Origin of the sequence: Streptomyces sp. NPDC090127, assembly GCF_044746945.1 — a bacterium.
Lineage (GTDB): Bacteria > Actinomycetota > Actinomycetes > Streptomycetales > Streptomycetaceae > Streptomyces.
The window spans coordinates 299,697-313,939 of the sequence record NZ_JBIVDE010000002.1; the positions used below are offsets into that span (position 1 = coordinate 299,697).

General features: G+C 72.1%; 12 protein-coding genes. 8 read left to right on the forward strand and 4 right to left on the reverse strand.

Translation table 11 applies throughout. The features are described 5' to 3' along the window. Positions 1-396 precede the first annotated feature (396 nt). The 4 genes from ACIPPS_RS07070 to ACIPPS_RS07085 all read left to right on the forward strand — a co-directional run bounded on the left by ACIPPS_RS07070 (position 397) and on the right by ACIPPS_RS07085 (position 6,104). A complete protein-coding gene (locus ACIPPS_RS07070) occupies positions 397-3,228 on the forward strand; it encodes a PQQ-dependent sugar dehydrogenase (RefSeq protein ID WP_401427859.1) in 2,832 nt (943 codons plus the stop codon). Positions 3,229-3,248: 20 nt separating this feature from the next. Beyond that, complete coding sequence (locus tag ACIPPS_RS07075; protein WP_401427861.1) at positions 3,249-5,039, forward strand: ThuA domain-containing protein; 1,791 nt, start codon at positions 3,249-3,251, stop codon at positions 5,037-5,039. A gap of 213 nt (positions 5,040-5,252) precedes the next feature. Next, positions 5,253-5,537 (forward strand): hypothetical protein, encoded by a 285-nt coding sequence (locus ACIPPS_RS07080; protein WP_401427864.1) that lies wholly within the window; start codon positions 5,253-5,255, stop codon positions 5,535-5,537. Positions 5,538-5,645: 108 nt separating this feature from the next. After that, a complete protein-coding gene (locus ACIPPS_RS07085) occupies positions 5,646-6,104 on the forward strand; it encodes a Crp/Fnr family transcriptional regulator (RefSeq protein ID WP_401427866.1) in 459 nt (152 codons plus the stop codon). Between the two features lie 70 nt (positions 6,105-6,174). On the opposite strand, the gene ACIPPS_RS07090 is transcribed toward ACIPPS_RS07085, so the two are convergent. Beyond that, positions 6,175-6,987, reverse strand: a complete 813-nt coding sequence (locus ACIPPS_RS07090; protein WP_401427868.1) for an alpha/beta fold hydrolase — start codon at positions 6,985-6,987, stop codon at positions 6,175-6,177. A 210-nt stretch (positions 6,988-7,197) separates the two neighbouring features. Between ACIPPS_RS07090 and ACIPPS_RS07095 the strand changes: the two genes are divergently transcribed. Further along, positions 7,198-7,803, forward strand: coding sequence for a GPP34 family phosphoprotein (locus tag ACIPPS_RS07095; RefSeq protein ID WP_401427870.1), 606 nt, complete (start codon positions 7,198-7,200; stop codon positions 7,801-7,803). 24 nt (positions 7,804-7,827) lie between these two features. On the opposite strand, the gene ACIPPS_RS07100 is transcribed toward ACIPPS_RS07095, so the two are convergent. Together ACIPPS_RS07100 and ACIPPS_RS07105 are read right to left on the reverse strand one after the other, a co-directional pair. After that, positions 7,828-8,562 carry an SOS response-associated peptidase gene (locus ACIPPS_RS07100; protein WP_401427872.1) on the reverse strand — a complete coding sequence of 245 codons (735 nt, stop codon included), beginning with the start codon at positions 8,560-8,562 and terminating at the stop codon, positions 7,828-7,830. Positions 8,563-8,718: 156 nt separating this feature from the next. Beyond that, positions 8,719-9,093: a PRC-barrel domain-containing protein gene (locus ACIPPS_RS07105; protein ID WP_401427874.1), complete on the reverse strand. Its 375-nt coding sequence runs from the start codon at positions 9,091-9,093 to the stop codon at positions 8,719-8,721. Positions 9,094-9,347: 254 nt separating this feature from the next. Between ACIPPS_RS07105 and ACIPPS_RS07110 the strand changes: the two genes are divergently transcribed. Both ACIPPS_RS07110 and ACIPPS_RS07115 read left to right on the forward strand, forming a co-directional pair. Next, positions 9,348-9,755 (forward strand): hypothetical protein, encoded by a 408-nt coding sequence (locus tag ACIPPS_RS07110; RefSeq protein ID WP_401427876.1) that lies wholly within the window; start codon positions 9,348-9,350, stop codon positions 9,753-9,755. 247 nt (positions 9,756-10,002) lie between these two features. Then, complete coding sequence (locus tag ACIPPS_RS07115; protein WP_401427878.1) at positions 10,003-10,425, forward strand: ATP-binding protein; 423 nt, start codon at positions 10,003-10,005, stop codon at positions 10,423-10,425. A gap of 77 nt (positions 10,426-10,502) precedes the next feature. On the opposite strand, the gene ACIPPS_RS07120 is transcribed toward ACIPPS_RS07115, so the two are convergent. Next, entirely contained in the window at positions 10,503-11,576 is a 1,074-nt protein-coding gene (locus tag ACIPPS_RS07120; protein ID WP_401427881.1) for a substrate-binding domain-containing protein, read from the reverse strand. Between the two features lie 213 nt (positions 11,577-11,789). Here ACIPPS_RS07120 and ACIPPS_RS07125 point away from each other — a divergent pair, with 213 nt between their 5' ends. Then, positions 11,790-14,231, forward strand: coding sequence for a polysaccharide lyase 8 family protein (locus ACIPPS_RS07125; protein ID WP_401427883.1), 2,442 nt, complete (start codon positions 11,790-11,792; stop codon positions 14,229-14,231). The last annotated feature ends 12 nt before the right edge of the window (positions 14,232-14,243 follow it).

The window sequence follows — 14,243 nt, forward strand, 5'->3', positions numbered from 1 at the left end:
TTCCGGTGGACCCTCCCCTTCCGCCCAACCCGATCCCCGCCACCCGCCTGGAGATCACCTCGACCGTCCGGCAGGTCGAGCGCGACGGGCGCATCCGCCGGCCGGCCCCGCGATCGGCGAGGGGCTGCGCATCGACGGCGTCCACGTCGCCGACGCCCGCGGTCCACATCGAGCGCACTGACGACGAGGGCCTCCGCCCAGGCTCTTTGTCCTGCCGGGGGAAAAAGTTCGCGATTCTGTTGCGGAAGGTCTTACCGGCAACGGGGCGGGGCGCTAACTTCCGTACAGGCCGCTCCAGTTGACCGCCGGACGGCCTGCCGGCGTGACGGCGCACGCCTGCGTTCCCCCGATCGGCCGCTCGGGCCCGTCGGCACCCCCACCTCTCGGGAGACTTCTGTGCGCCATAAACCCCTACGTGTCCGCAGAACCGCCGGCCTGATCGTGCTGGCGCTCTCCACCGCCCTGCTGGCCCCGGTGGCACCCGCGTCCGCCCACCACGACGCGGCTGCCGCGGCCGAGGAGTTCCAGCAGGTCACGCTCGCCAAGGGGGTCGCCGAGACGGGCGAGCCCATGACCATGGCCGTGCTGCCCGACCGTTCGGTGCTGCACACCTCGCGCGACGGCACCCTGCGCCTGACCGACGCGGCCGGAACCACCAAGGTCTCCGGGAAGCTCGACGCCTACAGCCACGACGAGGAGGGGCTGCAAGGCATCGGTGTGGACCCGGGGTTCACCGCCAACCGGCATGTCTACCTCTACTACGCCCCCAAGCTCACCACCCCCGGCGGCGACGCTCCCGGCGACGGCACGGCCGCCGACTTCACGCCCTTCGACGGCGTGAACCGCCTCTCGCGCTTCACGCTCAGGGCCGACGGCACCCTGGACACCGCGAGCGAGAAGAAGGTCCTCGACGTCCCGGCCTCCCGCGGGATCTGCTGCCACGTCGGCGGTGACATCGACTTCGACGCGCAGGGCAACCTCTACCTCTCCACCGGCGACGACTCCAACCCCTTCGCCTCCGACGGCTACTCGCCGCTCGACGAGCGCGCCTCCCGCAACCCCGCCTATGACGCCCAGCGTTCCAGCGGCAACACGAACGACCTGCGCGGAAAGGTCCTGCGGATCAAGGTCGCCGCGGACGGCTCGTACACCGTTCCGGCGGGGAACCTCTTCGCGCCGGGCACGGCGAAGACCCGCCCCGAGATCTACGCCATGGGCTTTCGCAATCCGTTCCGGATGAGCGTCGACAAGCCGACGGGCACGGTCTACCTCGGTGACTACGGCCCGGACGCGGGGACCGCGAGCCCGACCCGCGGACCGGCGGGCCAGGTCGAGTTCAACCGCATCACCAAGGCGGGCAACTTCGGCTGGCCCTTCTGCACCGGGGCCAACGACGCCTACAACGACCACGACTTCGCCACCGGGGTCTCGGGCGCGAAGTTCTCCTGCGCGGCGCCGAAGAACACCTCGCCCCGCAACACCGGTCTCACCGACCTCCCGCCCGCACAGCCCGCCTGGCTGCCGTACGACGGCGCGTCGGTGCCCGAGTTCGGCGGCGGCTCCGAGTCGCCCATGGCGGGCCCGGTCTATCGCCATGACGCCTCGTCCACCTCCGCGGTGAAGTTCCCGCAGAGCTACGACGGCAACTTCTTCGCCGGTGAGTTCGGCCGCAAGTGGATCCGGCGCATCGCCCAGGACGGCGCGGGCACGATCCAGTCCATCAACCCCTTCCCCTGGACCGGCACCCAGGTGATGGACATGGCCTTCGGACCGGACGGAGCCCTGTACGTCCTCGACTACGGCACCGGCTACTTCAGCGGCGACGAGAACTCGGCGCTGTACCGCATCGAGCACATCACCGGCGGGCGGTCCCCCGTGGCCCAGGCGAAGGCCGACCGCACCTCCGGGCAGGCCCCGCTGACGGTGGCGTTCTCCTCCACCGGCTCCTCCGATCCGGACGGCGACGCCCTGAGCTTCGCCTGGAAGTTCGGTGACGGCGGGACCTCGACGAGCGCCAACCCCTCGCACACGTACACCGCCAACGGCCGCTACACCGCCGAACTGACCGTCACGGACGCCACCGGCAAGCAGGCGACCGCCTCCGTCCAGGTCACCGTCGGCAACACCGCACCGACCGTGCGGCTCGAACTGCCCGTGGACGGCAGCATCATCGACCCCGGCGCCGCGGTGCCGTTCCGGGTGACGGTGACCGACCCCGAGGACGGGACCATCGACTGCGCCAAGGTGAAGGTGACCTTCATCGTCGGGCACGACAGCCACGGCCACCCGCAGACCTCCGCCACCGGATGCTCCGGCACGGTGCAGACCATCGCCGACGGTGAGCACGACCCGAACGCCAACATCTTCGGCGTCTGGGACGCCGAGTACACCGACAAGGGGGCGAACGGGCAGCCCGCCCTCACCGCCCACGACCAGAACATCAGCCAGCCCACCCACCGCCAGGGCGAGCACTACGGCAACTCCTCGGGCGTGCAGGTCGTCGACCACGCGCCGGCGCACGGCGGGAAGACGGTCGGCCACATCGAGAACGGCGACTGGATCTCGTACACCCCGTACCTGCTGTCCAACGCCGACCGCTTCACCGCACGCGTCTCGTCGGGCGGCACCGGCGGCACCCTCGAGGTACGGGCCGGCTCCCCGACCGGCACGCTGCTCGGCACCGCGACCGTGCCGGTGACCGGCGGCTGGGAGACGTTCCAGGACGTGAGCGCCGCGCTGACCAACCGCCCGAGCGGCACCACCACGCTGTTCCTGGTCTTCAAGGGCGGCAGCGGGTCCCTGTTCGACGTCGACGACTTCCACTTCACCCTCTCGGCCGGCCAGCAGCCCACCGCCGAGGTCAAGGGTGTGAACGGCAAGTGCCTGGACGTGGCGGACGGGGCCAGTGCCGACGGCACCCAGGTCCAGCTGTGGACCTGCAACGCGAGCAACGCCCAGAAGTGGAACCGGCCCGGCGACGGCACCGTCCGCGCGCTCGGCAAGTGCCTGGACGTCAGCGGCGGCGCCGGCGCCGACGGTACGAAGATCCAGCTGTGGACCTGCAACGGCACCGCGGCCCAGAACTGGCAGCCCCAGAGCGACGGCACCGTACGCAACCCCCAGTCGGGCAAGTGCCTCGACGCCGAAGGCGGCACCTGGAACGACGGCACCCGGGTCCACCTCTGGACCTGCCACACCGGCCCCAACCAGAAATGGACCCTGGCCTAACAGGAAGGAGGCGACACGACATGAGACACCAATTGCGACACCACACGCGTAAGAACCTTCTCCGAGCGGGCTCCTGGCTCGTCGGCACCGCGCTGATCTGCGCGGGCGCCCTGCCCGCCGCGGCGTCGGCGGTCCCCCGGACGGACCGGGCCTCGACCAGTGCGGCGCCCGCCCTCGAGGCCGCCGCCGACCCCGCGTACCAGGTGCTGGTCTTCTCCCGGACGGCCGGCTTCCGCCACTCCTCCATCGACGACGGCGTGGCCGCGCTGCGTGAGCTGGGCGGTGCGAACAACTTCACCGTCGACGCCACCGAGGATCCCACCGCCTTCACCACGGCCAACCTGGCCCGCTACGAAGCGGTCGTCTTCCTCTCCACCACCGGCGACGTGCTGAACGGAACCCAGCAGACCGCCTTCGAGCAGTACATGCGCGCGGGCGGAGGCTACGTGGGCATCCACGCCGCCGCCGACACGGAGTACGACTGGCCCTTCTACGCGGGGCTCGCCGGAGCGCTGTTCCAGTCGCACCCGCACAACCAGACCGCGACGGTCGCGGTCGAGGACCGGGCCCACGACGCCACCGCGCACCTGGGCCGGACCTGGCAGCGGTACGACGAGTGGTACAACTACCGCACCAACCCGCGCACCACGGCACACGTCCTCGCCTCCTTGGACGAGTCCAGCTACTCGGGCGGCACCATGTCCGGGGACCATCCCATCGCCTGGTGCAAGGACCACGAGGGCGGACGGGCGTTCTACACGGGCGGGGGCCACACCGACGAGTCGTACGCCGAACTGGCGTTCCGCCGCCACCTGCTGGGCGGGGTCCGGTGGGCAGCCGGGATGACGGAGGCCGACTGCCGTCCCGAGACCGGCTACACCTCCCTCTTCGACGGCGGCGGGACCGGTGGCTGGCAGCAGGCCGGGCCGGGCTCGTTCGCGCTGGCCGACGGGACGCTGACCTCCCAGGGCGGTCTCGGCATGCTCTGGTACGCGGGCCGGGAGTTGACCGGGGACTACTCGGTCAAGGTGGACTGGCGGGCCGAGGGCGACGACAACTCCGGTGTGTTCCTCGGCTTCCCCGCCTCCTCGGACCCGTGGTCGGCGGTCAACAACGGCTACGAGATCCAGATCGACGCCACCGACTCCCCCGACCGTACGACCGGCTCCGTCTACGGGTTCAAGTCGGCGGACACCGCCGTGCGCGACGCCGCGCTCAACCCGCCGGGTGAGTGGAACACCTTCGAGCTGCGGGTCACGGGAGAGCGCCTGGAGATCTTCCTCAACGGGCGGAAGATCAACGACTTCACCAACACCGATCCCGCCCGCAGCCTGCGCCAGGGCCACGTCGGGCTCCAGAACCACGGCGAGGGTGACACCGTCGCCTTCCGCAACGTCCGGGTCAAGACGTCCGGGAACACGCCGACGCCGACCCCGGGTGAGGTCAAGGGTGTGAACGGCAAGTGCCTGGACGTGGCGGACAGCGCCACCGCCGACGGCACCCAGGTCCAGCTGTGGACCTGCAACGCGAGCAACGCCCAGAAGTGGAACCGGCCCGGCGACGGCACCGTCCGCGCGCTCGGCAAGTGCCTGGACGTCAGCGGCGGCGCCGGCGCCGACGGTACGAAGATCCAGCTCTGGACCTGCAACGGCACCGGAGCCCAGAACTGGCAGCCCCAGAGCGACGGCACCGTACGCAACCCCCAGTCGGGCAAGTGCCTCGACGCCGAAGGCGGCACCTGGAACGACGGCACCAGGGTCCACCTCTGGACCTGCCACACCGGCCCCAACCAGAAATGGAGCCTGACCTGACCGGGCCCGTCCGCCGCTGACGGCCCGGTCCACACCCGCTGACGGCCCGGTCCACACCGCACGAACGGACCGCCGCTCCCAGGCCCACGCCACGCCCCGGGAGCGGCGGTCCCGCGCGCTCACACCGACCCGCTCGGCGACGAGTGAGGGCCCCAGACCTGGGCACTCGAATGTCCGCACCCCGCGACCGAACATGCCAGTGAGGAGACGGCCATGCAGAGCACCCCCGAGCCGGAGCTTCCGGACCCCGTACCGACGCGGCCCGACGCGGTGACACCCGACCTCCCCGCCGCCGGCCCCAGCGCCCCGGACATCCGGCCCCAGCCGGTCGACCGGCCCCGGACGGACGAGGACGCCGAGAAGGCCGAGAACGACGAGGACCACGAGGACCACGAGGACGACGAGAAGCACGGGAAGCAGACCACGGGGGGCCAGGACGAAGGTGCGGGGCCCGAAGCCGGACCGGGCACCCCCGCACCCGGGGAGCCCACCGACTAGCGGATGCTCGAACTGACACGCGACGACAGGCCCGGCCTCCTCCGGGCGCCGTGCGGGGAGGGAGCGCAGACTGGGAACGGACGCGGACGTCGATGAGGAGGCACTCCCATGAGCAATTCCAATCCCCCACGGCTCGCCGCGGCCCTCTCCCCCGAGCACCGCGACCGGCTGATGGGGACGGGACACGCTGTGGACTTCCCCGAAGGCACGCGCATCTTCGAGGAGGGCGGGTATGCCGACCGGTTCTGGATCGTCCGTACCGGAACGGTCACCCTGGACGTCCGGGTGCCCGGGAAGCGACCCGCCGTGGTCGACAGCGTCAACGCCGGTGAGCTCCTCGGCTGGTCCTGGCTGTTCGAGCCGTTCCGGTGGCACTTCGGCGGCGAGGCCATGACGCGGGTGCGTGCGGACGAGTTCGACTCGGCGGCGGTACGCATGCTGATGGACGCCGACCCGCGGTTCGGATCGGCGCTGGACCACTTCGTCGGCCGGTTGCTCGCCCATCGGCTCGTCTCCGCCCGCGTCCGCCTGCTGGATCTGTACGCCCCGCACGGCAGCGGCCTGTAGCGGCGCCCCCGTCCCGCTCGGCCCGGAGCCCGTCCCGCCCGCCGGCCGGGGGCTTCCCGCCGGCCGGGGGCTAGCCGGACCCGGTCTCCGATGCCGCCGCCTCCTCGTGCGCCCGACGGATGGGCATCATCGTCGGGGCGGGATCCTGGGAGAGGTGGTCGATGACGAGCCGGTTGACCGTGTCCGGCTTCTCCAGGGGCACGAGGTGCGAGGCTCCGGGGACGACCGCCAGTTGGCTGCGGGGGATCGCGCGGTGGAGCGCGATCGTGTGCTCCAGGGACAGCAGGTCGTCGTCGCCGACGACGACGAGCGTCGGGGCGCCGACCCGGGAGAGGTCGTCCGTCGTGAGGGTCGGCTGCGTGCGCCACATGTCGACCGTCTTCCGCGCCACCACGGGCCAGTGACCGGGCCCGTCCGGTGCGACCGGGTCGTACAGCTCGCGGAAGAACTCCAGGTCGGGGCTGTCCGGCGTCATGGCGTCGATCATCCCGGGCTCCGCCCAGCACTCCCCGGCGGGCCGGAAGTTCGCCCCGATGACCACCACCTTGCGTACGAGGTCGGGGCGGGCGAGCGCGACCAGGAGCGCGACGATCCCGCCGTCGCTCCACCCGACGAGATGGGTGGGGCCGCCGACGACCGCGTCGATGAACGCGACGGTGTCGTCCGCCATGTCCTCGTAGCGCAGGGGCCCCTCCACGTCGGCCGTGTGCCCGTGGGCGCGGCGCTCGGGGAGGAAGAGCCGGAAGCCTGCCGCGAGCGCGGCGCGCTGAGCGCCCCAGGTCTCGTTCGTGCAGAACCCGCCGTGCAGCAGGACCAGCGGCTCGCCGGCGCCGTCCGTCTCGTACCACGTACGGACCGCACCGGTCTCTGCGTACTCACCCATGGGCCCGCGCCTCCCTCGGCAGTGACGATCTCCCCCAGTCTCCGCACTTCCCGTCCGGCGCGCATCACGACCGCTGTCGGAGCGCCGGCAGGCCAGAGGCGGAGAAAGGGCTACGTCCGCGCCGGGGCGGAGGCGATACTTGATCGCGACAGTCGCCCCGGCCCGCGGCCGGGGAGGCGCCTTGCGTCGATGTCTCGAGGGGAGCCGTTCATGACCACGGCGAAGGACCTGTTCGTCATCACCCTGGACCCAGGACCGGAGCGTGCGGTGGGGCAGGGCGACCTGTCGCTCGCCCTCGCGGGAGCCGAGTTGATCGATCTCATCGACGCGGGGGCCATCGCCGTGGACGGTGACCACATCGTGCCGGGCGGGTCGCCGACCCCGGACGATCGGCTCCTCGGCGAGGCGGCGACACTTCTGGTCCGGCAGTCGCCCTACGAGAGTGTCGAGGACTGGCTGTGGCGCCGGGGCCGCGACCTCTCGGCCGCGTACCAGGACGCCCTGATGGAGGACGGTGAGCTGACGCGGAAGCGCACCGGCCGGTTGTCCTTCGGGCCGGAGCGGGTGGAGCCGGTCGACACGCCCGCCCGCCGCCGGGCGGTCGGCCGCTGGGAGGAGAAGGAGCCCGTCCTGACCGCCCTCGCCTCGGCCGTGGGGCTCGACGGGCCGGACTCCGACGAGGAGCCGGGCCTCGACGACGAGGCGGTGACCACCGTGGTCGCCGCCGTCCACGACGCGGTGATGGAGCTGGAGGCCGTACGCCAGCGGCGGACCATCGAGAACACGGCCTTCGCCAACCTCTGGCGCGGCCCGTGAGGTGGGGCGGGGTCCGGGCCCGGGTCAGCCGGCCGCGTCGACCAGGTGCGGGCCGTTGTTGCGGACGTTGTTGACGGCGGCCGACACGGGCCGGGCGTCGAGCCGGCCGTCCGCGGGCCGGGTGAGCAGGGCACGGAGGTCGTCGGTGTTCTGGTGGTGGGGATCGAGCCAGGCGTCGTAGTGGTCCGGCGTGAGGGCGAGCGGCATGCGGGGGTGGACGCGACCGGCCGCGTCCGTGGCCTCGGTGGTGATGATCGTGCAGGTCATCAGCCAGGCGTCGGGATCGTCGCCGCTCGTGACGTCGGGGTCGCGCCAGTACTCGTACAGGCCCGCCATGGCCATCACCTGGCCGTCGCCGGGGTGGATGAAGTACGGCTGCTTGCGGGGCTTGCCCGTCGCCTCGTCCCGCACCGTCTCCCATTCGTAGAAGCCGTCGGCCGGCAGCAGGCAGCGGCGCTTGGCGAAGGCGCGCCGGTAGGCGGGCTTTTCGTGCACCGTCTCCACCCGGGCGTTGATCATCCGGGAACCCGTCTTCGGGTCCTTCGCCCAGGACGGCACCAGGCCCCACTTGAGCGCCCGCAGTTCGCGGCGGACCTCGTCCCCGTCGTCGCGCGCGGTGCGTTCGAGGACGGCGAAGACCTCGTCGGTGGGCGCGACGTTCCAGCTGGGTTCCAGTGCTTCTTCGGGGCGCCAGTCGGTGACGTGGAAGAGCCGGGTCAGTTCCTGGGGGCTGCGAGTGGAGGTGAAGCGACCGCACATACCGCCACTGTCCCACGCCCGCGGCTCGACGGCGGCGGAACCCGGGCGGGACGGCGCCCGGGGGAGCCGGTGGCCGCTTCACGCGCGGCACCGTGGAGGCTTCGGGCGCCCGAGGCGCCCGCCGGCCCGGCCGGGGGTTCCTCCCCGGCCGGGGCGTCAGATGGCGCCCGCGCCGCCCGAGAACGGTCCGCCGGCGCGGTAGTGGCTCGCGATCTCCTCGCGGTACTGCTGGTCGGCGAGGTGCTTGTCGGACTGGAACTCCGGCGCGTCCTTGACCTGTTCCTTGGTCAGGGAGAGATGGATCGACTGGACGTCCAGGTCGATCACGGTCACCGCGCTCGCGGGGATCAGCACCTCCTTGCCGAAGATCCAGGCGCCGGTGTCGACGACCAGATAGGCGTCACCGGCCTCGTCGGAGTGCTTGTCCACCTTTCCGATGTGGCCGTCCGTCGCCTCGACCGCCCATCCGGTCAGGTCGGTGCCCGCCAGGTGACCGGACGCCGGGTCGTAGCTCCACAGGTTCTCGGTCATGCAGTCGCTCCTCTGTTCACGCAACGATGCTCGGCCCAGAGGTACGAGGATCCGGTCCTCGCACCGGGAGGGAGACCGTCCGGCCGCCCTCTGTCGCTCGCGTGCCCCTGGGGCGCCGGTCCACACCTCCGACGTCCGCCGCGTGGGGCGGCCTTTTCGGGGCAAAGGAGCGCACGGAGGCGTGTCGTCGTGATCCCATGCCCCGTACCTCCTCCACCGAAGAGTTCGCGAACCACGAGAGGCGGCCGACGCGCATGCAGGCACCGGAGAACACACCCACCAGCCCGTCCCAGCCGATGGCGGACGCCCATCTGGAGATGATGGTCCGCGTCGTCGAGGCGCAGAGCGGGGCCAGCGCGGCCCTCTCCCTGACCACGGTCGGCGGCATCGTCAGCGGGAGCCTCGTCAGCTCCGCCGTGTGGGCCGCGCGGTGGCGGGAGGTCGTGCAGGAGTCGATCGGGGCCGAGGACCACGCCGAGCAGCTGATCCAGCTGCCCGCCATCGTGCAGGACGCCCTTCCCGAACAGGACGGCCCGAGCCTGCACCACTTCGTGCACCTGGTGGACGTGACGTTCCTGTCCGCGCCCGGCGCGCCCACGACCCCGCTGTGGCGCGGTCGGATCAGCGACATCTCGGGATGGTCGCTGGGCGCGCCCGTCTGAGGCGCGTCGCCGCCGGTCCTCCGGACGAGCATGGCGACCAGGCCCGCGCCGTAGAAGGTGCGGCACAGGGCGATGAACGGTGGGACGGTGGCGAGGTGCCCGGGAGGCGTCGACGAGCGCGCGGACGTCGCGGGCCTGCCGCAGCACGTTCCGGGGGACGAACTGGTGCGCGGCCGACGCGTTCCGACCGCCTCATGCCGGGCAGACGCAGAGGACGGAGGCACGGTGGTCGTCCGAAGGAGGAGCAATGGCGCGGGATCCGTCGATGAGGGCTGTGGGGTGGGCGCGTTCACTGCCGATCAGCAGCGGCGTGAAGGCGGCGAGGGACTGGACGCGGGAGCATCTGGCGGGAATCGGCTGGACCCGTACGGCGCCGGACACGGTGGACTCGGTCGTGCTGGCCGTGTCCGAACTCGTCACCAACGCCCACGTCCACGCCCGTAGCGATGCTCAGCTGATCCTCACCTGGGACGAGCAGTGCCTGCACGTGACCGTGCACGACAACTCGACGCAACTGCCCCAGCAGCGCGTCGCCGGCGAACAGGCTCTCGGGGGGCGCGGGCTGCTCCTGATCGACGCTCTCGCCGACGACTGGCAGGCCCAGCGCTGCCCGCGCGGCAAGGACGTCACGGCCTGCTTCCAACCGCCCGCCCCCGTCCAGCCCGCCTAGCGGGTACGGGGAGGGGCCGGGCGCCGGGCTGCGCGCGGCCGCCGAGGCCTCGACCACGACGGCCGACGGCCTGCGGCTCAGCCGGCGCTGGAGGAGCGGACCCGTAGCCGCGGCAGGACGAAGAGCCGGTGTCGGGGTGCGTCCGGCTGGTCGAGTCGGCGTACCAGCAACTCCACCGCGGCGGTGCCGACTTCGTGCTTCGCGGGGGCGATGGCGCTGAGCGGGATGTCGGCCAGACCCGCCACCTCGTCGTCGTACGCCACGATCGCGACCTTCTCCGGGACCGGGACCGACCGTGCGCGCAAGCGCCTGAGCAGCGCGAGCGCCTCGTTGTCGGGGTGGGCGACGACGGCGTCGACGCGACCCTCCGCCGCGGCGTCGAGGAGCGCCTCGACCTGGGTGTCGTACGCCGGGCTGCCGGGGCCCGCGTCGGCGATGTCCAGGACGGAGACCCGGCCGGACAGCCCGGCCGCTCGTACGCCCGCCTCGAACCCCTCGATGATCCCCTGCGCGGTCGGGCTCGTCCCGCGGACGAGCAGCACGAGTCGGCGGCGGCCCGCGTCCACGAGATGGCGCACGGCCAGCCGCGCCCCGTGGACGTGGTCGGACACGACGTGGTCGATGCCGGCCACCTCGTCGGCCTCCGGCCGGCGCTCCACGATGACGACGGGGACGGGGAGTTCTTCGTACCAGCCGCGCGGCCCCGTCGGAACGACCAGCAACCCGTCGATCCGGTCGCCGGTCATCCGCTCGACCTGGGCGCGCTCCTCCTCCGCGTCGTATCCCGAGATGTCCAGTACCAGGCGGACGTCGTGGGCGGCCGCGGCCTCGCGCGCGCCCTTGATCACCTCGGGGTAGTAGTAGTCGGCGGACGGCACGATCAGGCCGATGACGCGTTGCCGACCGCGGGCGGGGGCCCCGGGGGCCGCCGCGGTGAGGGCGGCGCCGGTGGGCGCGGTCTCCGCCCAGGTGTCCGGGAGCATCGCCCCGCCGTGCACGCGGGCGACCAGCCCGCGGTCCGCGAGGATCTCCACGTCCCGGCGGACCGTGACCGGGGAGACGCCCAGTTCGGCAGCGAAGTCGCTGACCCGCAAGGAGCCTTCTTCCCGCAGCCTGCGCAGGATCGCCTGGTGTCTGTTCTCCGCGTGCACTTCCCGCTCCCCTCGGACGACACCCCAGTTCAGACGCAGTGTAGCGACGTCTCGATCGTTTCTGTCGCTTTCCCATCGAACCGACAATTGGCGGCGGTTCTTGTCCGAACCGTTGCTGTCTTGCTTTTCCGCGTGTTAGAAACCTCCCGCTCGCGAGCCAGCGACAGCGCCGAGGCAACGACGCGCTCCCCTCCCCCGAAAAGGTCGTCCCCCATGCCATCTCCCTGGCGTCGTCGCACGTTCCTCCACGCCGCCGGTGGGAGCGCGCTCGCCTTCGGCCTCACCGGAGCGCTCACCCGTCCGTCCGCCGCCGCGCAGGTCGCCGGCTCCGAGGACGCGTCGACCACCGCGACGGACGCGGAGTTCGACGCGCTCCGCGCCACGTGGCGCGCCCTCATGCTCGGTACGGGCTTCAGTCCGACGGCCGAGCCGTACCGCACCATCCTCGCCACCCTCGGCACCACCGCGTCCGACTACCGGGCGACCATGGCCCCGGCGAGCGGTTCGCTCTGGCCCGGTCGGTCCTGGACCGACCCCGAGCCCGACCTCGACGCGGAGTCGTACGCCTTCTCGGCGACCATGAACGACGGCTTCAACCGGCTGCGCACCATGGCCGAGGCGTACTCCCAGCCGGGCACCGGGCTGACCGGGGACGCCGGGCTCCGGGACGCCGTCCTCACCGGCCTCGACCACCTTCACGCCGAGGTCTACAACGAGAACACCGCGCGCTACGGCAATTGGTACAACTGGCAGATCGGCGCTCCCCAGGCGCTGATGGACACCTGTGTGCTCATGTACGACCACCTGTCGGCGACGCAGATCGCCGACTACTGCCGTGCGGTGGACGCGTTCGTGCCGGACTCGGTCTTCGCCTCGTACACGGGCACCAGTACCGGTGCCAACCGGGTCGACCTGTGCCGCGGGGTCATCCTGCGCGGGATCGTCGGCAAGGACGCGGGCAAGATCGCGCTGGCGTCCGCGGCGCTCGCACCGGTGTTCCCGTACGTCACCTCGGGGGACGGCTTCTACGCGGACGGATCGTTCATCCAGCACCGCAACGTCCCGTACATCGGCGGCTACGGCTCGGTGCTGCACGACGGGGTGGGCCGGCTGCTTGCCCTGCTGCGCGGGTCGAGCTGGGAGGTGACGGGCCCGGGCACGCAGCTCTTCCTCGACACGGTCGAGAACGCCGTCGCCCCGTTCATCTACAACGGCCTGATCATGGACAACGTCAGCAGCCGGGGCATCAGCCGGGTCGGCGGCAACGAGCACCAGCGTGCCCACGGCCTCATGGCGACCATCCTGCTGCTCGGCCAGGGAGCGAGCCCGGAGGAGAACGCCCGCTGGCGGGCGATGGTCAAGGGCTGGCTGCGGCGCGACTACTACTACCCCGCGCTGAGGAACCCCGGCCTGAGCCTGACCAGGGCGTCCCTCCTGCAGGCGCTCCAGGACGACGCGTCCGTCAAGGCCGCCCCCGAGCCCGTGGAACACCGGCTGTTCCCCAGCATGGCGCGGGCCACGCACCGCCGTCGCGACTGGGCGGCCTCCGTCTCGATGGCCTCGAACCGCATCGCCCACTACGAGTTCGGCAACGGCGAGCACGCCCGCGGCTACCACACCGGCGCGGGCTGGCTCTCCTGGTGGGGCAGCGACTTCGGCCTGGAGCAGTACTCGGACGCCTACTGGCCCACGGTGGACCCGTACCGCCTGCCCGGCATCACCGCGTCGCGCAAGCCCCTCGCCGACGGCGAGGGCGGCAACTGGGGACAGCCCATGCCCGACGCCGCCTGGGTCGGCGGCACCACCGACGGCGAGTACGCCGCCCTCGGTCAGCACCTCAAGGGCATCTCCAGCACCATGGACGCCAAGAAGTCCTGGTTCTGCCTCGACGACTCCGTCGTCTGCCTGGGCGCCGGCATCACCTCCACGGACGGCCACGCCGTCGAGACGACCGTCGACAACCGTGCCCTCGGCGCGACCGGCGCCCCCGCCCTCACCGTCGACGGCAGGGCGCAGCCCGTGCGGCAGGGCTGGACCGCCTCGTTCGACGACGCCGGGTGGGCCCACATCGCCGGGCACGCGGGGTACGTCTTTCCCGGTGGCGCCCGGCTCGACGCGGTGCGCGAGGAACGCACGGGCTCCTGGCGGGACATCAACACCGGCGGGTCCACCGACCCGATCACCCGCCGCTATCTGACCCTCTTCACCGACCACGGGGTCGACCCCACCGACGGCGGCTACGCCTACGTCCTGCTGCCGGGCGCCAGCGCCCTGACCACCGCCGTCCGCGCGTGGGACAAGGGGTGGCTGCGGATCCTCGCCAACTCGGGCGACCAGCAGGGCGTACGCGTGCCGAGGCTGGGCCTGACCGCGGTGAACTTCTGGGCCGCGGGCACGGTCGAGCGGATCGAAGCCGGCGCTCCGGCGTCGGTCCTCGTGCGGGAGCACCGCACCGGCACGGCGACGATCGTCGTCTCCGACCCCGCACGGCAGGCCACGTCGCTGGACGTCGTCTGGAACCGCCGGGTGAGCGCGGTGCTCTCGAAGCCCGCCACGGTCACCGCCGCCACGACCGGCGCGTCCCTGAGGCTCGCCTTCGGCGACCTCACGGGCCAGGCCGGCGCCCCCCAGAAGGTCACCGTCCGGCTCGGCTGACCTGACCTCCTG